At 70.9% G+C, this 18807-nt stretch carries 20 protein-coding genes; 7 read left to right on the top strand and 13 right to left on the bottom strand.

All coding sequences use genetic code 11. The features are described 5' to 3' along the window. Positions 1 to 167: 167 nt before the first annotated feature. The 4 genes from ABT154_RS29750 to ABT154_RS29735 form a co-directional block, all read right to left on the bottom strand. Positions 168 to 845, bottom strand: coding sequence for a restriction endonuclease (locus ABT154_RS29750; protein WP_351860867.1), 678 nt, complete (start codon positions 843 to 845; stop codon positions 168 to 170). A gap of 77 nt (positions 846 to 922) precedes the next feature. After that, positions 923 to 1132, bottom strand: coding sequence for a hypothetical protein (locus tag ABT154_RS29745; RefSeq protein WP_351860865.1), 210 nt, complete (start codon positions 1130 to 1132; stop codon positions 923 to 925). 212 nt (positions 1133 to 1344) lie between these two features. Next, on the bottom strand, positions 1345 to 2088 hold the full coding sequence (locus ABT154_RS29740) for a DUF998 domain-containing protein (RefSeq protein ID WP_351860863.1): 744 nt from the start codon (positions 2086 to 2088) through the stop codon (positions 1345 to 1347). A gap of 98 nt (positions 2089 to 2186) precedes the next feature. After that, the gene (locus tag ABT154_RS29735) at positions 2187 to 2510 is read right to left on the bottom strand and encodes a MerR family DNA-binding protein (RefSeq protein WP_351860861.1); all 324 of its coding nucleotides are present in this window, start codon (positions 2508 to 2510) and stop codon (positions 2187 to 2189) included. A 62-nt stretch (positions 2511 to 2572) separates the two neighbouring features. On the opposite strand from ABT154_RS29735, the gene ABT154_RS29730 reads away from it, so the two are divergent. Continuing rightward, positions 2573 to 2710 (top strand): hypothetical protein, encoded by a 138-nt coding sequence (locus ABT154_RS29730; RefSeq protein ID WP_351860860.1) that lies wholly within the window; start codon positions 2573 to 2575, stop codon positions 2708 to 2710. Positions 2711 to 2975: 265 nt separating this feature from the next. Then, the gene (gene merB, locus ABT154_RS29725) at positions 2976 to 3575 is read left to right on the top strand and encodes an organomercurial lyase (protein WP_351860858.1); all 600 of its coding nucleotides are present in this window, start codon (positions 2976 to 2978) and stop codon (positions 3573 to 3575) included. Here the strand turns inward: merB and ABT154_RS29720 are convergent. Both ABT154_RS29720 and ABT154_RS29715 read right to left on the bottom strand, forming a co-directional pair. Beyond that, positions 3565 to 4116 (bottom strand): EF-hand domain-containing protein, encoded by a 552-nt coding sequence (locus ABT154_RS29720; protein WP_351860856.1) that lies wholly within the window; start codon positions 4114 to 4116, stop codon positions 3565 to 3567. The two genes, merB and ABT154_RS29720, sit on opposite strands and share 11 nt — an antisense overlap. 70 nt (positions 4117 to 4186) lie before the next feature. After that, positions 4187 to 6484, bottom strand: a complete 2298-nt coding sequence (locus ABT154_RS29715; RefSeq protein ID WP_351860854.1) for a molybdopterin-dependent oxidoreductase — start codon at positions 6482 to 6484, stop codon at positions 4187 to 4189. Positions 6485 to 6825: 341 nt separating this feature from the next. Here ABT154_RS29715 and ABT154_RS29710 point away from each other — a divergent pair, with 341 nt between their 5' ends. Then, positions 6826 to 7869, top strand: a complete 1044-nt coding sequence (locus ABT154_RS29710; RefSeq protein WP_351860991.1) for a sporulation protein — start codon at positions 6826 to 6828, stop codon at positions 7867 to 7869. A gap of 128 nt (positions 7870 to 7997) precedes the next feature. On the opposite strand, the gene ABT154_RS29705 is transcribed toward ABT154_RS29710, so the two are convergent. Beyond that, entirely contained in the window at positions 7998 to 8363 is a 366-nt protein-coding gene (locus ABT154_RS29705; protein ID WP_351860852.1) for a hypothetical protein, read from the bottom strand. Positions 8364 to 8618: 255 nt separating this feature from the next. On the opposite strand from ABT154_RS29705, the gene ABT154_RS29700 reads away from it, so the two are divergent. The 3 genes from ABT154_RS29700 (at position 8619) to ABT154_RS29690 (ending at position 10036) form a co-directional block, all read left to right on the top strand. After that, positions 8619 to 9194, top strand: coding sequence for a TerD family protein (locus ABT154_RS29700; protein WP_351860850.1), 576 nt, complete (start codon positions 8619 to 8621; stop codon positions 9192 to 9194). A 46-nt stretch (positions 9195 to 9240) separates the two neighbouring features. Continuing rightward, the gene (locus tag ABT154_RS29695; RefSeq protein WP_351860848.1) at positions 9241 to 9474 is read left to right on the top strand and encodes a twin-arginine translocase TatA/TatE family subunit; all 234 of its coding nucleotides are present in this window, start codon (positions 9241 to 9243) and stop codon (positions 9472 to 9474) included. A 103-nt stretch (positions 9475 to 9577) separates the two neighbouring features. Then, the gene (locus tag ABT154_RS29690) at positions 9578 to 10036 is read left to right on the top strand and encodes a group II truncated hemoglobin (protein ID WP_351860846.1); all 459 of its coding nucleotides are present in this window, start codon (positions 9578 to 9580) and stop codon (positions 10034 to 10036) included. 142 nt (positions 10037 to 10178) lie between these two features. Here ABT154_RS29690 and ABT154_RS29685 read toward each other — a convergent pair whose 3' ends face one another. From ABT154_RS29685 to ABT154_RS29675, 3 genes are all read right to left on the bottom strand, one after another. After that, complete coding sequence (locus ABT154_RS29685) at positions 10179 to 11516, bottom strand: esterase-like activity of phytase family protein (RefSeq protein WP_351860844.1); 1338 nt, start codon at positions 11514 to 11516, stop codon at positions 10179 to 10181. 139 nt (positions 11517 to 11655) lie between these two features. Beyond that, complete coding sequence (locus tag ABT154_RS29680; protein WP_351860843.1) at positions 11656 to 12567, bottom strand: hypothetical protein; 912 nt, start codon at positions 12565 to 12567, stop codon at positions 11656 to 11658. 168 nt (positions 12568 to 12735) lie between these two features. Beyond that, positions 12736 to 14448 (bottom strand): DUF2079 domain-containing protein, encoded by a 1713-nt coding sequence (locus ABT154_RS29675; protein WP_351860841.1) that lies wholly within the window; start codon positions 14446 to 14448, stop codon positions 12736 to 12738. Positions 14449 to 14500: 52 nt separating this feature from the next. Between ABT154_RS29675 and ABT154_RS29670 the strand changes: the two genes are divergently transcribed. Next, a complete protein-coding gene (locus ABT154_RS29670; RefSeq protein WP_351860839.1) occupies positions 14501 to 15682 on the top strand; it encodes a winged helix DNA-binding domain-containing protein in 1182 nt (393 codons plus the stop codon). A gap of 25 nt (positions 15683 to 15707) precedes the next feature. Here ABT154_RS29670 and ABT154_RS29665 read toward each other — a convergent pair whose 3' ends face one another. The 3 genes from ABT154_RS29665 to ABT154_RS29655 form a co-directional block, all read right to left on the bottom strand. Continuing rightward, entirely contained in the window at positions 15708 to 16382 is a 675-nt protein-coding gene (locus ABT154_RS29665; protein ID WP_351860837.1) for a potassium-transporting ATPase subunit C, read from the bottom strand. 5 nt (positions 16383 to 16387) lie between these two features. After that, positions 16388 to 18490 (bottom strand): potassium-transporting ATPase subunit KdpB, encoded by a 2103-nt coding sequence (kdpB, locus tag ABT154_RS29660; RefSeq protein ID WP_351860836.1) that lies wholly within the window; start codon positions 18488 to 18490, stop codon positions 16388 to 16390. Further along, positions 18487 to 18807: potassium-transporting ATPase subunit KdpA (locus ABT154_RS29655; protein WP_351860834.1), on the bottom strand; the 321-nt coding region annotated here is incomplete at its 5' end. The genes ABT154_RS29655 and kdpB, both read right to left, overlap by 4 nt.

The raw sequence follows: 18807 nt of genomic DNA, 5'->3' as shown, positions 1-18807 counted from the left end.
GGCGGCGGCGGGGCCGCTGAACTACGAGAGGAGCACGCCTCGCCCCGGGGCGGGGGTGCTCCTCTTGCTGGTGCGCGAGCGGTCGTGGTGGTGCGGGTCAGATGTCGGCCTGCGAGGCGAGCGCACGGCTCCTGGGGCTGCTTGCACGGTGTGCTGGTCGGCTGCGGTCAGGAGCCAGAGGTACGACGACGAGGAGAGGGAACCGTGCCCAGCAGCTCCCACAGCGGCACGGAGCCGGCGGCCCACTGGGCAAGGAGGTCGCGATCTACCAGGTGAAGACGCTGGGAACGGGCGAAGACAACGGCCTTGCTCGTGAAGCGGCCGTTGGTGACCAGCACGACGACATCGCCATGGTGGACGGGCCGTCCGGTCCCGTTGAGGACGTGCAGGTCCGGGGTCCCGACCGCAGCGCCCGCCAGACCGGCCCTTCGGTGCTTGCACTGGATGACCCACAGACGGCCGAAGGGATCGGTGGCCTTCACGTCGGCGCCGTTGTCGCCGGCCCCGCCGACCCGGGTCGTCCTGTGACAGCCGTCGCGGCGCATCAGATCCCGTACGGCTTCCTCGAACTGCCGGTGATGCAGGGCATCGATCTGCGGCAGCGCGTAACGCAGCCCCTGGTCCCGCAGCCGGTTCCGACGGGCGGTCTCCCGCTTCCGATGCATCCACGTCCCACCGGCCGTCGCGGCGGCCAGAAGGAGCAGGATCAGCACCCAGGGATGTGCGGCCAGCCATCGAAGGGCACCGGCGATCAGACTCCACACCACCACAAGAAGCAGAGCGAACAGGCCGGCCCGCTCCCAGCCAAAAGCCTTCCTCGGACGGCGGGTTGCCACACCGCGCATGGACGGGAGCCAGGCCGACCGACGGCGAGACCGAGATTTCTTACCGGGACGGCGGCCACCCGGACGGGACCGCACACTCACGATCCGGCCTGCGAGATGCCACGGACCAGCTGACCGATCCCGTTGAAGATTCCCTGGCCCACCGGAGTCGGCGCGATCAGGATTCCCAAGGCCAGGACGAGAAAGGCGGTACTGCGCTCTTCGAAACGACTCCTGGCCTGAGTCCTGCGTCGCAGCCTCATCACCACGATGACCGCGAGCAGCACCGCCACGTTGATCGTCATCACGCGCAACCCACTCCCGCCCGCCCTCACATCCCGCGCGCTCGCCCGGCGCCCCGGACCAGTGCAGCCGACGGCGCCCCCGGGCCGCAGGCAATCCGTGAACGATGGCGAGATCCCCGTCGGACACTGTCCGGTTGCCGCCCGGACACCCGTTCCCACGCATGTCGCCCACACGCGAGGGGCGAATACAGGCGCGAATTCGGCGATGCCGGAGATCAGCAGACGGTGCTGGAAGAGGTCCTGACAGAAGCCTTTGAGAGCGGTCCTCGGACAGACCGTCCGGCATCATCTCGGCCGTTCGACCGGACGGTGGCCAGGCGGGCCGTCACCGCGCCCAGCCACAGCAGACCGAGGCCGGCGCCGACGGTGAACGCCAGGACCGAAGCAGCCGAGGCCGTGAACCCGGCGAGGACGAACACGGGCACCACGCGGGACGCGACGGCCCAGGAGCGGAGACCCCGGGCGGCGAGCGGGCGGGCCAGCACGACGAACGCGGCACACAGGGCCAGGTAGCCGACCATCCCTCCGAGCATGTGGGCAGCACCGTGCCCGCTCATCGCGGTCGCCTCGGGCGTGCCAACGGGGAAGCCCGCCCCTGCGTCGGCAGGGAAGGCCGCCGCAGCCCAGAAGGACACACCGAAGACGGCGACCAGCGCCGGACCCCACGTCCCGCCGGGGCCACCGCGCAGCACCCGCCACAGTCCGGTCACACCGACGAGCAGCAGCGCACCGGTGAGTACGAAGCTCGCCGTCTGGATCCAGCCCGCCTCGCCGAGAGCCAGCTGGCTGATCGCGTTCCGCGTGAAGTCGAAGCCGTCTCGGGTGAACCCCTGGGAGAACCCGGCCGCCAGGAACAGGGGACCCGCCACCACACCACCGGCCATGGACCACCGCGCGGCGGATCGCGGCGCGGGCGCGGCGGAACGGACGTGGTGGGGCTCGGTGAGCATGTCGGTCATGGGGGGCCCTTCTCGCTTCGTCGTGGTCGCCTATATGACCGACGACAAGGAGAAGAGTCATCGCTCCCGCCGATGCGCACGGGATCGCATGCAGACCTCTAACGGACAGAGAGGATGGTGCAGATGCCGTCTTCGGCGCAGGTGGCCGGGTCGGTCTCGGCGGCGCGGAGGGCGAGGTCACGCAGTGCGGTGCGGGTCGTCCGGAGTTCGGCGATGCGCCGGTCGATCTCTTCGAGGTGCTGGTCGATGAGGTCGGTGACGTGACCGCAGGGGGCCTGTCCACAGTCCCGGAGGACGAGGACGCTGCGGATCTCGACGAGGGTGAGGCCGGCGTGCTGGGCGTCACGGATGAACGCGAGCCGGGTGGTGGCTTCGGCCGGGTAGTCGCGGTAGCCGCCGGAGGTGCGGGGTGGCGCGGGCATGAGGCCGGAGCGTGTCGTGCCGCATCTACCGCGACGGCGGCCGGATGGACGGAGCGCCGAGCGTGGCTGCCCTGCGTACCGCTCTCGCCGACGCGGGCTTCACGGACGCGGGCTCCGCCGACGCGGGCTCCGCCGACGCGGTGGAGAAGAACTGCCGCGAGGCGGACCCCTTCGATCCGATCGGACGGGACGGGCGCTGACGGGTGGCTCCGGCTGAACGCGGGTTGCGGGCGGTGCACCAGGCCGTGCTGCGGCACTTCGCGACGGCCGGCCGGTCACCCGAGGCAGCGGTGCTGGAGCCGGTCGCGGCCGATGCCGGGCGCACGGCCCGCGACGTGCTGGAAGAGCTCGACCGGGAGGACTTCCTGACTCTGGACGAGGACGGGCAGGTCCGGCCGGCGTATCCGTTCTCCGCGGCGCCGACCCCGCACCGTACGGATCGACGGCGGGGCGGAGGTGTTCTCGATGTGCGCCGTCGACGCCCTCGGCGTCCCGGCGATGCTCGGAAGGGACGCGGTGATCTTCTCCAGCGATCCGGTCACCGGCGAGCCGGTCACCGTCACCTCGACAGGCGGGACGACGGTGTGGGAGCCGGCGTCGGCCGTGGTCTTCGTCGGCCGCCGCGGCTTCTCCGGTACTGCCGAGGCCGTGTGCTGCGACCCGCTGAACTTCTTCACGAGCCCCGCCTCGGCCACCACCTGGCCGAAGCGGCACCCGGACGTGCCCGCGACCACGTCGCCCACGCGCCCGACAGCGTCCTGGGCTGATCCACGGCCCGGTCGGCGCCCCAGCGGGCGCCCGCCGCGAGCCCGGCCGCCGCGAGGCGCGACCGGGCTCGTGCTGCTCATCGGGGCGACCGCCCCGCCGCACGGGGCGCGGGCCCGGACGGCGCAGCCGCCTCACCTCCAGGATCTTCGCCGGAACTGGGGCGTTCTTCTTTCTGGACGACGTGGAGCAGGATCTGATCGCGCCGCACGGGAAGGCATGGACGCACGCGGAAGGTCTCGGGTTCCCGCCGAACAAGGGGCGCGCCCCCCGGCCGCCTCCGGGGTCGTCAGCCGGTGAGCCTGCCGAACAGGTGGTTGGCCGGGGCTTCGGGGTCGTTGCCGTAGAAGAACTCCGTGATCGCCTGGTGGAATTCGGCGCGGTCCAGTGCACCCGAGCCGTCCCGGTCCAGGGCCGCGAAGACCTCGGCGCAGTCCTCGCCGGGGACGCCGGCGACCGCGTCGAACATCAGCTGGAACTCCGCCCGGTCGATCTTGCCGTCGCCGTTGAGGTCGACGAGGTCGAAGAAGCACTCGGTCACCGGCTCCACCTGTTGCGGGTACAGGGCCGGGTCGGTCAGGACGCGCCTGAATCCTTCCGTCATCTCCCGCAGATCGACCTTTCCGTCACCGTCCTGGTCCATCGGAACGATCACGTTCCTCCAGAACTCGTCCATCCCCTCGGCGAGCAGGCGGGCGGGGGCGGAGTGGGGTGCGGCGCCCCGGGCGGCGATGTAGCGCTCGCTCATCATGCGGACGTCCCGCTGGGTGATGAACCCGTCGCCGTCGACGTCGGCGCCCCTGAACCACTGGGCGTACTTGCGGTTTTGAAGTGCAGTCACGGTTGCGCACCGTATTCATTCCCTTACGCGCGCGCAAAACGGGCGAGCGGAGAAATTTCCGACGCCCGTGTCAGTGTTCGAGTTTCGGTGGTGCGAAGGCGCACACATCGGGAAGGGGGCCGTCGTAGAGCTCGACGTCGACCAGCGCACTGAGAGCACTCGGTCCTTGGGACAGGCGCGAGCACGGCCGATCCGCCGTGAGGGCGTTCGGATTGCCGTGACGGTCCAATGTGCCGCTCCGCCCCGGCCGCACCGGATCCCACCACGCTCCGGTGGACAGTTGCACGACGCCCGGCATGACGTCGTCCGACAGGACCGCGCCCGCGAGGCAGCTGCCCCGGTCGTTGTAGACGCGTACGACCATGCCGTTCTGGATGCCGCGTGACGCGGCGTCCGACGGGTTGATCGTCACGGGCTCACGGCCGCGGATCTTCGAGCTGAGGCTGTGGCCGCCGTTGTCGTACTGGCTGTGCAGGCGTGAGGCGGGCTGATTCGAGATCAGGTGCAACGGGAATCGGTCCGCCAGCTCGCCATGAAGCCACTCGTACGGTTCGAACCAGGTCGGATGCCCCGCGCAGTCGTCGTAGCCGAACGAGGCGATCTCCTCGGAGAAGATCTCGATCCGGCCCGACGGCGTCGGCACGGGGAACCGCCGCGGATCCGAACGGAGCGCCTCGAAGCTGCCGGGATACGGTCCCGTCGACGCCGGCAGCTCGGCGACGGAGCTTCGCCAGAAGTCGTCGAAGCCCGGCAAGGCGGCGGCGTCGCCGAGTTCGGCCTTCGTCTGCTCGTAGAGGTGCCGGACCCATTCGCTCTCGGAGCGCGACTCCGTGAACTCCTGCTCGTATCCGAGCCGGGAGGCCAAGGCGGTGAAGATGTGGTGGTCGGTGCGCGACTCACCCGCCGGCTCGCGGACCTTCGGCATCGCGGTGAGGTGGGGGTCCGAGAATCCGGCGGCGAAGTCGTCGCGCTCCAGACTGGTGGCGACGGGAAGGACGATGTCCGCGAACTTGGCCGTGGTGTTCCACCAGGCTTCGTGAACCACCACCGTGTCAGGCGTCTGCCAGGCCCGGGTCAGCCGATGGAGATCCTGGTGGTGGTGGAACGGGTTCCCTCCGCACCAGTAGATCAGGCGAAGCTCGGGCAGCGTGAGGCGCCGGCCGTCGTAGTCGATGGTCCTGCCCGGATGCAGCAGGGTCTCGGCGATCCGCGCGACGGGGATGAAATCCGGAACGGGGTTGGGAGCCCCGGGGAACGCGGCCACGGAGGGGCGGCCTCTGGCGACGCCGGTCGCGTCCATCGTCGCGTAACCCGCGCCCCAGCCGCAGCCGGGCCGGCCCATCGAGCCCGCCATGGCGGCCAGCACGACGGACATCCAGATGGGCTGTTCGCCGTGGTCCGCCCGCTGCACCGCGTAGTTGACCATGATGAGTGATCGCTGCGTGGTGAGGCGGCGAGCGAGGTCGGTGATCGTCTCGCGGCTGATGCCCGTGATCCCCGCCGCCCAGGCGGCGTCCTTGGGGACGCCGTCGAGCTCGCCGACCAGGTAGGAGGTGAAGCGGTCGAACCCGACGCAGCACCGGCGGAGGAAGTCCTCGTCGTGCCACCCGTTGACCAGCATCGTGTGCGCGATGCCGAGCATCGCGGCGGTGTCGGTATTGGGGACGACAGGTAGCCACTCGGCGTCGAGGAAGCCGGCGGCATCGCTGCGGATGGGGCTGACGTTCACGAACCGCACCCCGGCCTCACGGCACTTGCGCTGCAGGTTCCGCGTCTGGTGCCTGGCCAGCCCACCAGGGTTGATCTGGCTGTTCTTGAGGGCCAGCCCTCCGAACGCCACCACCAGCTCACAGTTCTCGGCGATCTCGTCCCACATCGGCATCCGGGACTGGTAGCTCCACGGATGCCCGCCGATCACATGGGGGAGGATGACCTCCAGAGCCGCGGTGCTGTACGTGTTGCGGGAGTCGGTGTATCCCCCGCCCAACGCCAGGAACCGATGCAGTTGGCCCTGCGCGTTGTGGAAGCCGCCCGCACTCGCCCAGCCGTAGGATCCGCCGAACACCGCGCTGTCTCCGTGCTGTGAGCGGACTCGAAGCAGTTCATCGCTCACCAGCGTGATCACGTCGTCCCAGCTCACCTCCACGAAGGCGTCCGCGCCCCTGGCCGTGTCGTGGACGCGCGGCAGTCCGTTCAGCCAGCCCTTGCGCACCGCGGGGCGCAGCACGCGAGCGCTGTCCTCGGCGGCTTCCACCATTCCGGGGCCGATGGGTGACGGCACGGGGTCATCGGCCCTCGGCTCGATGCGCACCAACCGGCCGGAATCGACCACCGCGATGAAACTGCCCCAATGCGTCGCAACCGACATGCGTCGCTCCACCGTGCCTCCACTCCGCCCCTGAAGTCTCCGCCGCTCTGGGACAACGGCCGGTCGATGGACGGTCGGTCGACGGTCCGCGGGACGGAGACTTCCCCTGTGGCCTCCCGCCCAACCCCGTCGGGTCCCTCCCAGGCCCCGCCGGCGACAGCCCCGAGGGTTCCGGTCGGCCGTCGTGCTCACCTTTCGGACTTTCTTCCCCAAGCGTCTTGGCGCGCACTTCCGTTGGAGCACTCGCCCTCTATCCTTCTACAGAGATGTAGAGACACGGGGTGGGCTCGCGCACCCCGCGCTCGCCCCGTACACGTACGTAAGAAGGAGTGAACGCCACGATGGTGTTCAAGCGGCTGCTCGGATCCCTCGGCGTCGGCGCCCCCTCGGTGGACACCGTCCTCGACCCCGGCGCGGTGACGCCGGGCGGCGGTCTGGCCGGTCAGGTCCGACTGAAGGGCGGAGACGCCGACTTCACGATCGAGCACATCACCCTCGAACTCGTCGCCCGCGTCGAGGCCGAGCACGAGGACGGCGAATCCGAGGGCACGGTCGTCTTCGAGCGTTTCACCGTCGGTGGCGGCTTCCGGCTCTCCGCGGGCGAGCTGCGCACCGTCCCGTTCAGCGTCAACCTGCCCTGGGAGACCCCGATCACCGAGCTGTACGGCCAGGGCCTCGGCATCACCCTGGGCGTACGGACCGAACTCGGCATCTCCGGCGCCAGGGACAAGGGCGACCTCGACCCCCTCGCGGTGCGGCCCCTGCCGGTCCAGGAGGCGATCCTCGAAGCCCTCGGCCGGCTCGGCTTCGGCTTCCGGTCGGCCGACCTCGAACTCGGGCACATCCGGGGGACGGGGCAGCAGCTGCCCTTCTACCAGGAGATCGAGGTGACGCCCTCGCCCCAGTACGCCTCCCAGGTCAACGAGATCGAGGTGACCTTCCTCGCCGGGCCGGCCGGTCTGGAAGTCGTCCTGGAGGCCGACAAGCGCGGCGGGCTCTTCTCCGAGGGCCAGGACGTCGTCACCCGCTTCACCGTCAGCCACCACGGCGTCGACCAGATCGACTGGAACGCCGAAGTCGGCTCCTGGATGCGGCAGCTGGTCGAGCACCGCGCCTCGTACGGGTCGCACGCCGCGTATGGATCGCACGGGTCGCACGCCGCGTACGGGTCCCACGGGTCCCACGATTCCCACGGCCACGGCCACGGCCACGGCGACGGCCACGGACATCGCTCCGGTCCCGGCATGGGCACCGCCGTCGCGGCCGGAGCCGCCGGGCTCGCCGTGGGGGTCGTCGGCGGCATGGTCGCGGCCGAAGTGGTGGACGAGATCGGTGACTTCTTCGAGGGCGACGAGGAAGAGGACGAGGGCGGCGACGAGGACTGAGAGCGGCGGGACGGGCGGGACCGGGAGCCGCAGGACGGGGGACGGGAGCCGCGGCGGTCGCGATGGTGCCCGGAGGCATCGACCGTCGCGGCGCCCGGACGTTGCTCCGGTCGCGCCGGGGGCGCGGGCTACGCCAGGTCCGTCAGGTCCTCAGCGAACACCCGTGACAACGGCTGCGGCCCCACGTACTGCTGGCAGTCGCACTGCCCGGCCTCGTACCGCAGCGGCTTCTTCGTCTCGTCCCAGGCCGTCGGGACCTCGACGCGTTCGTGGCACCGGCCCTGCTTGTCGTGCTTCGCCAGGTGGTGGGTGCACCCGCACACCGGCTCCGGCATCTTGTGCGCGGCCTCAAGAGCCAGCCGCTCCTGCTTCGCCGCCTCCAGCACCTGCATCTTCCGCTCGTGCCGGTGTCTCAGTGCGGTACGGGCGTTGTCGGCCACCCATGCGAAGCCGCCCGTCCAGAAAAGGATGAGGACCAACCAGACCCAGTTCACCGCATACCTTCTTTCCCCCGGTATCCGACATCCAGCATAGGACGGGGCGGGCCCCACAGCACGGCCGCGCACCGCGAGACGGCCGCACCTCGGCCCTCCGCCGTTCCCGCCCCACCCGGCATCGCCCACCTGCGGCGATGCCCTGTGGCAGGCGCGTCGGGCCGCCGCTCTCCCCGTCTCATCGCACTTCCCGCATCTTCTACAGCACTGTAGATTTACAGGCTCCAGCACGCTACGGCCCGGAAGGACTACGACATGGGTGTGAGCCTCGCCAAGGGTGGCAACGTCTCGCTGAGCAAGGAGGCTCCGGGGCTGACCGCGGTCCTCGTGGGCCTGGGCTGGGACGTGCGGACCACCACCGGCGCGGACTACGACCTCGACGCGAGCGCCCTGCTCCTGAACGACACCGGGAAGGTCGCCTCCGACCGGCATTTCGTGTTCTACAACAACCTGACCAGCCCGGACGGTTCGGTCGAGCACACCGGTGACAACCTCACCGGCGAGGGCGACGGCGACGACGAGTCCGTCAAGGTGGACCTGGCCGCCGTACCGGCCGAGGTCACGAAGATCCTCTTCCCCGTCTCCATCCACGACGCCGACAACCGGGGCCAGAGCTTCGGCCAGGTCCGCAACGCCTTCATCCGCGTGGTCAACCAGGCCGACGGCGCCGAACTCGCCCGCTACGACCTGTCCGAGGACGCCGCGACGGAGACCGCGATGATCTTCGGCGAGCTGTACCGGCACGGGGCCGAGTGGAAGTTCCGGGCCGTCGGACAGGGTTACGCGTCCGGCCTCGCCGGCATCGCGGCCGACTTCGGCGTCAGCGTCTGACCACCACGGGCACCGCAGGCCCCGATTCCACAGGGAGTGGAGAACAGTGTTCGGAATCAGTGAAATCGCCATCCTCCTGATCGTCGTCATCGTCCTGCTCGGCGCCAAGAAGCTCCCCGAGCTGGCCCGGAACGCGGGCAAGGCCGCGCGCATCCTCAAGAGCGAGACCAAGGCGATGAAGACCGAGGACACGCCGGAACCGCAGGTGACCTACCAGGTCACCGACGCACCGGCCTCGCCGGGAACCACGGGCGGGGGTACGGGCGCGGGCACCAAGTGAGCCCCGCCCTCGGCGCGGCGCCCCGCCGGTGGCGAACATCCTTGGATCCGGGCCCTGTTGTGTGAATGCCGGCAGGACGCATCCCGGATCCCGGAGGCTCTCCATGAGCGTCGAGCACACGAACACCCTGTACGAGGCCGTGGGTGGCGCCGACGCGCTGCGCCGGCTCTCCGAGACGTTCTACGAGGGGGTCCTGGCCGACCCCCTCCTCGCGCCCGTCTTCGCCGACTTCACCGCCACCCATGTGGAGCACGTGGCCGTCTGGCTGGCGGAGGTCTTCTCCGGACCTGCCGGGTTCACGGCGGAGCACGGGGGGCACCAGGCGCTGCTCCGTGCCCATCTCGGGCTCGCCATCACGGAGGAACAGCGTCTGCGCTGGATGGAGTTGATGGCGGCGGCCGTGGCGAAGGAGCTTCCGGACGGCGCGCTGCTGCGCCGCCGAGTGATGGAGTACTTCGACTGGGGCTCCCGTATCGCCAAGGACGTCTCCGCCTCGGCCCCGGGCACGGACCTCGGCGACCCCGGCCCCACCCCGCGCTGGGGCTGGCACGGCCTCACCTGACCCCACCGGCGCCGGGCTCACAGCCCCCGCCCCTCGGGCACGCGGGTCAGCGGTCGTACGTGTCCGGGTGGCGGCACACCCGCGCGCGCACCGCCCTACCCCCGCCGGGGACGGCCTCCCGCCGCCCCCGGACTTCATTCCGTCAGCGGAGCGGGTGGTCCAGGCGGACGCGGACCAGGGTCGTCTCCACGTCGCTGTCCACCAGGCGGCCGTTCGCGTCGAAGGCCGACGGGCCGTCCGTCATGCCGAAGTCGTTGTCGTTGAGGAGGACGAGGGTCGACGAGCCCTCGACGGCGATGCCCTCGATCTTGCCGGGGACTCCCTGGACGGTGTTCAGGTCGACCACCAGGCGCTTGGCCAGGAACGGGGCCTTCGCCGACGTCGTGTCGTCGAGCTGCTCCAGGGTCGGGGCGGCCGTGCCGTCCCACGGCGAGCCGAGGATGTCGGCGCCGCGGCGGAGGCGTACCTCGTAGACGCGGGCGGACTTGTCGGTGCGCTCCTGCACGAGGAGGCGGTCGCCGCCGAGCGCGACGACGGAGGAGATCTTCAGCTCGGAGGTCTTCGTCTGGCCGGGCTCGACCTCGCCGACCGCGTCGAAGCGGTACGCGTACTCGGCTGTGACCCGGTTCTTGCGCGGCGAGAAGCGCACCAGGCGGGTGCTGCGGGAGTCCTCGCCGGTGGCCTTGTCGGGGTTGAGCAGCGGGCTCTGGAGCGCCATCACCAGGTCGCCGTCGGGCATCAGCGCGAGGCCCTCGAAGCCGCGGTTGACCTTGCGCTTGAGGAAGATCGACGGCAGCGACTCGATCACCGGGTAGTCGGCGCCGGCCAGGTTCAGGCCCTTGGGCACGTGGCGGGCGAGCACCCGGCCCCTCGCGGAGACGTGCACCAGCGACGGCCCGTACTCGTCGACCAGCCAGAAGCTGCCGTCGCGGTCGCGGACCAGGCCCTCGGTGTCGAGGCCGTCGGGGTTGTACGCGAGCGGGGTCGAGGCGTCGTAGGTGTACGGGGCCTCGTCGCGGCCCTGCTGGTTCGGCAGGCCGGTGACGGGCGCGCCGGACGCGGTGGTGAGCGGGATGGACTTCAGGACCTGGATCCGGCCGCCGACCGCGCGGATCTTCACGATCGCCGGGTCGAAGCCGGGGACCGGGAAGGTGCGCCTCTTGTCCTTGCCGACCGCGATCTGGCCGTTGGGGCCGCGGTCGGTGACCGTCCAGTACTCCCCGCGCCGCCCGGCCGGGTACAGGTCGCTGCCGATGCCGCCCAGGTCGACGTCCCGGTCGTCGTCGACGCTGCCGGGCAGCAGGCCGTTACTGAAGCCGGCCAGCGGGATGTCGGGCAGGGTCGACGTGGAGACGACGCGGGCGGCGGAACCGTGCCGCGCCGGTTCCGCCTCGGCCGTCCCCATGACCGCCGTGATCGCGAGCGCGGCGGTGAGGGGCAGTACCACGACGGCAGGCCGGCGCAGGAGGCGCGGATTCATCTGAACTCCCTTTGAACGTGTGGATGTCACCCGTGGAGGCGGCCTCATGGTCCATTTCCGGCCACAACGACGGGCATCGTCCGCACGACGACGAGGAGAGCCCTGGGTGAACGCGCGGCTCCACGCCCGCGAACCTCCTCTAGTAGCGGTCGAGGATCAGCTGCGTCTTGAGGATGTCCCCGTGGTAGAGCCAGCCGTTGGCCTCGGCGACCGCGATCGCGTCGCCGTGCAGGTCGGCCGCGTCGGCGTACGAGTCCGTCTTGAAGGACAGCTCGACGACGTACTCCGTACCCGTGCCGCTCGCCCCGACGACCGGCAGCACCTCGATGCTCGCGTCGTCCGAGGCGCCCCACGCCCCGCCGTACACCTTCGCGGTCACCGGGCCGTGCGCGCGGGACGCCTTGAGCGTGTTCGTGCCCCAGGCGGTGCCGCGCCAGTCGGCCAGCTTGCCGGGGATGTCGTTGACGAGCCAGCCGCGGCCGGTGGTGCTCGTCGGCAGCGTCGTGCCCGAGTAGCCGCTCGCGCTGTGGCTCTTGTCGTTGCTGAAGCTCAGCGTCTGCTTCGCGTAGCCCCAGTCGACCTCGGCGTCGTAGTTGGTGTCGCCGCTGTCGAAGCCGGCGGTGTTGGCCGCGGTGAGCGCCGCGCCGATGTCGCCGTCGGTGACGGGGAAGCGCTTCTTGTACGTCTCCTCGAAGGAGGAACCGTCCTTGTGGCGGAGGCGGACGCTCCAGCCCTCGGCGTCGAGCGCCCGCGCGTCGGTGTCGTAGTAGCTGTACGAGCGGGACTTGGCCGAACCGGTGATGCCGAAGGCCGACTTCACCGTCGCGCTCGGGTTGTGGGAGCCGTCCAGGGCCGCCGCGGTGAGGTTGATCTTCACCTCGTACGTCGGGACGGCGTTGCCCGCCGCGTACGCCGGCGCGGCCGGGGCGAGGAGCGCGACGGCCGCGGCGAGGGCGAGGGCCGAACCGACGACGGCCGAACCGGCGGCGGTGTGCGCGCGGCGCGCGCCCCGGAGGGCGGGCGTGGACGGGGAGGTGGCGGTGGAGGTCATGCGGACGATGGTCGTGAGGGAGGGTGAGATCCGCGTGTCCCCCGGAGGTGGGTTCGGTGAACCGGCGGCGTCCGGAGCCCCCGACACGGGCACGCGCCCCCGGAGGAACAGCCACGCCCCGAGCGCGAACGAACTCGGTCCCCCCACCGCCGGAGCGACCCGGTCCCCCTACCGCCGGAACAGGCTCGCGCCCACGTCCCCCGGTACCGCCTCCCTGACCGGCGTGCTGTCCGGGCCCGGTACCCGCATCCCGGGGATCGGCACCCGCCGGGTGCGCTGGAGCAGAACCGATCCGTCGCGCTGCCACACCTGCGTGTACCCGTGGTCCAGGAGCATGGCCACCCGCAGCTGCTGCTCCTCCAGTGTGGCGAACGGGAACGTCCTGCCCTCGACCCGGAGGAGGACCCAGTCCGCGCCCCTGGGGGTGGCGTCGGCGATGACCACCCGGGTACGGGCGGTCAGCCGGGGCGCGACCGCGTTGTCCGCCTCCACCGTCGCCCCGTCCGGGATCAGTTCCGCCGCGTCCGCGAGCGCCCGCCGGTCGTCCGGGGCCCGCCACGCGCCCGGCTGCACGAAGAGGACGAGGCCGAGCGCCACGGCCGCCGCCGAGGCGAAAGCGGCTCCGGTGACCGCCCACCACCGGAACAGCCGGGGGTGCTTCCCGTGCAGACGCCCGAGCGTCTCCAGGGCCGCCGTCAGCAGGATCGGCCACAGAAAGGCGTCGTAGTGGTTGATCACCGGCCAGTGGTTCGGGTTGTCGGAGAGGGCCCGTTCCGCGAGGAGGGGCATGGCGAGCAGGAACGTCGGGGAGGCCAGCGGCAGCAGGGCCAGTGTGCCCAGGATCCAGGCCAGCATGCCGACCTTCGCGAGGGGCGTGACGGCGGCCTGGAGCAGGACCCACGGGGAGGTGAGGACATGGGTCAGGGCGGCGCCCGGGTCGGCGCCGAGGCTCCCGTACGACCAGTAGTAGCCGTCGGGTCCGCCCATCGCCGGCAGGAACCAGCCGATCACGACGGCGGACACCAGGGGCCCGCCGAGCGCGAGCGCGATGCCCGTGGCGCGGCCCCCGCCATGGCCGGCGCGGTGGGCGCGGACCGCGAGGACCAGGCCGAAGGCGCCGACTACGAGGCCCATGTCCTCCTTGGCCGTGCACAGCAGGAGCGCCCAGCAGGCGGCGGCGCCGTAGCGGTGGGCGAGGCCCCGCTCCAGCATCAGGAGGGTGAACGGGACCGCGAAGGCGACCTCGTGGAAGCCGTTGTACGAGGAGTTGAGGAGCGGCCACCCCAGGGCGTACACCAGCCCGGCAAGGTCCGCCGCCCGGCGCACGGCGGGCGGCTCGGCGCGCGCTGCGGGGGCCTGCGGCCCGGCGGGGGCGAAGCAGTGCCGGGCGATGCGCCGGACGACGGGCACGCCCGCCGCGAACAGCGCGGCCTGGGCGAGAAGGAGGACCCGTGGGTCGTCCCACAGCCAGTACAGGGGCGCGAGGAGCGCGAGGGCCGGGGTGAAGTGGTCACCGAGGAGGGAGAAGCCGGGCGGGAACTCGTGGTGGACGTTCTTGATCGGCGACCTGGGCAGCTCGAAGTGCGCGTACGCGCGGACCGCCTGGTCGAAGATGCCGAGGTCGAAGCCGGTGAGCCGCATCGCGGTCCAGGACTGGAACCCGATGCCGCAGCAGACGACGAAGCACAGGAGGGTCAGCAGGACACCGTGCCTGCGCGTCAGGCTCGCCGCGACCCCGCTCGGGACCGTCGCCAACGCCGGTGCGGGTACTGCTGCCGGTGCCAGAACCGCAACCGCCGCCGCAGCCCCCTCCGCGTACGCCACACCCCCCGCCTCCTCCTCCGGCGGGCGCGGTGACGTACGCGTCGATATGGCATCCATGGCCATGACCCTACGGTGCGTCTCCGTGGCTCCATGGAGGGAGAATCGGCCCATGGTGATCACCGCACGCGCTCTCAACCGGTCCACCCTCGCCCGGCAGTTGCTGCTCGACCGGGTGCCGATCGGCGTCGGGGACGCCGTACGACAGGTCGTGGCGCTCCAGGCGCAGCAGCCGGGCTCGCCGTACGTGGCGCTGTGGAACCGGGTCGCGGGCTTCGTGCCCGAGCGGCTGGACGAGGCGCTGGACGGATACGAGTTGGTCAGGTCGACCCTGATGCGGCTGACCCTGCATCTGGTGCACACCGAGGACTACCGGGCCTTCCGGGAGGGCATGGAGCCGACCCTGCGCGGCTCTCGACTGCACGATCCGCGGTTCAAGGCCGCGGGGTTCACGGCCGCCGACGCGGACGCGCTGCTGCCCGGTCTGCTGGAGTACGCGGGGCGGGTGCGGAGCGGGGCGGAGATGCGGGCCCGCCTGGAGGAGGTCAGGGGCGGGCCGGTGGAGGCCGTCGTCTGGCGGATGATCCGGCAGTACGCGCCGCTGTGGCACGCGCCGACGGGGCCGCCGTGGTCCTTCGGGACGGCGCAGTCCTTCGTGACGGCGGGCACGCTGCCCGTACTCGCCGACCCGGAGGCCTCGACGGCGGGGCTCGCCGTCCTCCTCCGGCGCTACCTGGAGGGCTTCGGGCCGGCGTCCGTCCCGGACATGGCGCAGTTCACGACGGCCCCCCGGGGCAAGGTCCGCGAGGCGCTGGGCCTCCTCCTCGAAGGCGTCCCGGGCCTCCCGGGCGGGAACCTGCCGAAGCTTGAGCAGCTGGAGGGTCCCGACGGAACGGTTCTGTACGACGTGCCCGGGGCGCCGCGCCCCGACGAGGACGCTCCGGCCCCGCCCCGGCTGATGGCCATGTGGGACAGCGTCCTGCTGGCGTACGCCGACCGTGCGCGCGTGATCCCGTCCGAGTACCGCAGGCACGTGATCCGTGTGAACGGCGACACCCTGCCGACACTGCTTGTGGACGGGTACGTCGCCGGGGTCTGGCGGCCGGTCGAGGGTGGTGTCGAGGCCTCGGCGTTCCACCCGCTGCCCGACGACGTCTGGGCCGGCCTGGCCGAGGAGGCGGCGGCGCTCGGGGGTCTCCTCGCGGGCCGGGACCCCCGGGTCTACGGCCGCTACGACCACTGGTGGACGAAGGGCCTCCCGGCGGTCGAGACCCGGGTGCTCCCGGGCGCCTGAGGCCCTCCGTGCACCTGCCGGGGTCTCAACCCCGCTCCCCCACCAGCCCCTTCAGCGCGATGTTGAGCTGGAGGACGTTGACGCGGGGCTCTCCTATGAAGCCGAGGATGCGGTCGTCGGTGTGATCGGTCACCAGCTTCTCGACCGTGCCCACGTCCAGGTGGTTCCGCTCGGCGATCCGGTGGACCTGGAGTTTCGCGTACTCCGGGGAGATGTGCGGGTCCAGGCCGGATCCCGAGGAGGTGACGGCCTCGGCGGGGATGTCCGACGGCTTGACCTTGTAGTCGGCGGTGGAGTTGTCCTTGATGACGGCGGCCTTGGCATCCTTGACCCATTGGATCAGCTCGGCGTTGTCGCCGGAGCGGTTCGTCGCGCCCGAGAGGATCAGCTTGTACCGGGGGTTGACGCTGTTGGAGCCCAGGCCGTTGGACGGGCGCGGCTGGAACCAGCGCAGGTCCGGGGCGGCGGTCTCCTCGCCGTCCTTGAGGGGCAGGTGGTAGCTCTGGCCGATGAGTTCGGAGCCGACGACCTTCCCGTTCGCGTCGGTGACCTCGGAGCCGTTGGCCTTTCCGGGGAAGGCGACTTGGGCGATGCCGGTGACGGCGAGGGGGTAGAGCACGCCGCAGACGACGGTCAGGACGAGGAGGGCACGCAGGCCCGCCCAGAGGACTCGGCCGGTGTTCGCCGCTGAGTTGTTCATGGTGGTCAGCCGATTCCGGGGATGAGGGTGAGGAGCAGGTCGATGAGCTTGATGCCGACGAACGGGGCGATCAGGCCGCCGAGTCCGTAGATCCCGAGGTTGCGCCGGAGCATCGAGTCGGCGCTGGACGGCCGGTAGCGCACGCCCTTCAGGGCGAGCGGCACGAGCGCGATGATGATCAGCGCGTTGAAGATGACCGCGGAGAGGATCGCGGACTCCGGCGAGGCCAGGCCCATGATGTTGAGCTTGTCCAGCGACGGGTAGGCGACCGCGAACATGGCCGGGATGATCGCGAAGTACTTCGCGACGTCGTTGGCGATCGAGAAGGTCGTCAACGCGCCCCGGGTGATGAGGAGTTGCTTGCCGATCTCGACGATCTCGATGAGCTTGGTCGGGTCGGAGTCGAGGTCGACCATGTTGCCGGCCTCCTTCGCGGCCGACGTGCCCGTGTTCATCGCCACGCCCACGTCCGCCTGCGCCAGCGCGGGGGCGTCGTTGGTGCCGTCGCCGGTCATCGCGACCAGCTTCCCGCCCGCCTGCTCGCGCTTGATCAGCGCCATCTTGTCCTCAGGCGTCGCCTCCGCGAGGAAGTCGTCGACTCCGGCCTCCTCGGCGATGGCCTTCGCGGTCAGCGGGTTGTCGCCCGTGATCATGACCGTACGGATGCCCATGCGGCGCAGCTCGTCGAACCGCTCCCGCATGCCGTTCTTCACGACGTCCTTGAGGTGGATGACACCCAGGACCCGCGCGCCCTCGCCGTCCTCCACAGCCACGAGCAGCGGCGTGCCACCAGCCTGCGCAATGGCGTCGGTGACGTCCTGGGCATCCTTGGCGACTTCGCCACCGCGTTCCTTCACCCAGGCCAGGACCGAGCCGGTCGCACCCTTGCGCACCTTGCGTCCGTCGACGTCCACGCCGGACATGCGGGTCTGGGCGGTGAACTCGATCCACCGCGCGTGGGCGAGTTCGCCCTGGTGGCGCTCGCGCAGCCCGTACTTCTCCTTCGCGAGGACCACGATCGAGCGGCCCTCGGGTGTCTCGTCGGCGAGGGACGACAGCTGGGCCGCGTCGGCGAGTTCGGCCGCCGTCGTCCCGGCCACCGGCACGAACTCGGAGGCCTGCCGGTTGCCCAGGGTGATCGTGCCCGTCTTGTCGAGCAGCAGCGTCGACACATCGCCGGCCGCTTCCACCGCACGCCCCGACATCGCCAGGACGTTGCGCTGGACGAGGCGGTCCATGCCCGCGATGCCGATCGCGGAGAGCAGCGCGCCGATCGTCGTCGGGATGAGGCAGACGAGGAGCGCCGCCAGCACGATCATCGAGGTCTGCTTGTCGGCGCCCGCGTAGATCGCGAAGGGCTTCAGGGTGACCACGGCGAGCAGGAAGACGATCGTCAGGGACGCCAGCAGAATGTTGAGGGCGATCTCGTTCGGGGTCTTCTGCCGGGCCGCGCCCTCGACCAGGTTGATCATCCGGTCGATGAACGTCTCACCGGGCTTCGTCGTGATCTTGATGACGATCCGGTCCGAGAGCACCTTCGTACCGCCGGTGACCGCGCACCGGTCGCCGCCCGACTCGCGGATGACGGGGGCCGATTCGCCGGTGATCGCGGACTCGTCCACGCTCGCGACACCCTCGACGACGTCCCCGTCGCCGGGGATGACATCGCCGGCCTCGCAGACCACCAGGTCACCGATGCGCAGTTCCGTACCCGGGACCCGCTCCTCGTTCTTCCCGATGACCCTGCGCGCGACGGTGTCGGTCTTGGCCTTGCGCAGGGTGTCGGCCTGGGCCTTGCCCCGGCCCTCCGCGACCGCCTCCGCCAGATTGGCGAAGATCGTCGTCAGCCACAGCCAGACGGTGATCGCCCAGCCGAACCAGTCCCCAGGGTGCGCCACCGCCAGCCCGGTGGTGACCACCGAACCGATCAGCACCACGAACATCACGGGCGACTTGACCATCACCCGGGGGTCGAGCTTCCTGATCGCGTCCGGGAAGGACCTGACCAGCTGCTTCGGGTCGAAGAGACCGCCGCCGACGCGGCCGGGGGCGTGCTGCCCGCCGGGCGTCCCCGCCTGCGGGGGCCGGGTGGGAGTGATGGTGCTCATGCTGCGAGCCCTTCGGCGAGCGGTCCCAGCGCGAGGGCCGGGAAGTAGGTGAGACCGGTGATGATCAGGATCGTGCCGACCAACAGGCCCGTGAACAGCGGCTTCTCCGTCCGCAGGGTGCCCGCGGTCTCGGGTACGGGCGTCTGCTCGGCGAGTGAACCGGCCAGCGCGAGGACGAACACCATCGGCAGGAACCGGCCGAGCAGCATCGCGATGCCGATCGTCGAGTTGAACCACTGGGTGTCGGCGTTCAGACCCGCGAACGCCGAACCGTTGTTGTTCGCACCGGAGGTGTAGGCGTAGAGGATCTCGGAGAA

Source organism: Streptomyces sp. NPDC001728 (genome assembly GCF_040297565.1).
Taxonomy (GTDB): Bacteria; Actinomycetota; Actinomycetes; order Streptomycetales; family Streptomycetaceae; genus Streptomyces.
Note: the sequence above shows the minus strand (reverse complement) of the source record. Positions and strands in the feature narration are given on the sequence as shown.

Coding starts and splice junctions, on each gene's coding strand:
- ABT154_RS29750 (WP_351860867.1), bottom strand. CDS start 845: ATGCGCGGTGTGGCAACCCGCCGTCCGAGGAAGGCTTTTGGCTGGGAG.
- ABT154_RS29740 (WP_351860863.1), bottom strand. CDS start 2,088: ATGACCGACATGCTCACCGAGCCCCACCACGTCCGTTCCGCCGCGCCC.
- ABT154_RS29735 (WP_351860861.1), bottom strand. CDS start 2,510: ATGCCCGCGCCACCCCGCACCTCCGGCGGCTACCGCGACTACCCGGCC.
- merB (WP_351860858.1), top strand. CDS start 2,976: ATGTGCGCCGTCGACGCCCTCGGCGTCCCGGCGATGCTCGGAAGGGAC.
- ABT154_RS29715 (WP_351860854.1), bottom strand. CDS start 6,484: ATGTCGGTTGCGACGCATTGGGGCAGTTTCATCGCGGTGGTCGATTCC.
- ABT154_RS29710 (WP_351860991.1), top strand. CDS start 6,826: ATGGTGTTCAAGCGGCTGCTCGGATCCCTCGGCGTCGGCGCCCCCTCG.
- ABT154_RS29700 (WP_351860850.1), top strand. CDS start 8,619: ATGGGTGTGAGCCTCGCCAAGGGTGGCAACGTCTCGCTGAGCAAGGAG.
- ABT154_RS29690 (WP_351860846.1), top strand. CDS start 9,578: ATGAGCGTCGAGCACACGAACACCCTGTACGAGGCCGTGGGTGGCGCC.
- ABT154_RS29685 (WP_351860844.1), bottom strand. CDS start 11,516: ATGAATCCGCGCCTCCTGCGCCGGCCTGCCGTCGTGGTACTGCCCCTC.
- ABT154_RS29680 (WP_351860843.1), bottom strand. CDS start 12,567: ATGACCTCCACCGCCACCTCCCCGTCCACGCCCGCCCTCCGGGGCGCG.
- ABT154_RS29675 (WP_351860841.1), bottom strand. CDS start 14,448: ATGGATGCCATATCGACGCGTACGTCACCGCGCCCGCCGGAGGAGGAG.
- ABT154_RS29670 (WP_351860839.1), top strand. CDS start 14,501: ATGGTGATCACCGCACGCGCTCTCAACCGGTCCACCCTCGCCCGGCAG.
- ABT154_RS29665 (WP_351860837.1), bottom strand. CDS start 16,382: ATGAACAACTCAGCGGCGAACACCGGCCGAGTCCTCTGGGCGGGCCTG.
- kdpB (WP_351860836.1), bottom strand. CDS start 18,490: ATGAGCACCATCACTCCCACCCGGCCCCCGCAGGCGGGGACGCCCGGC.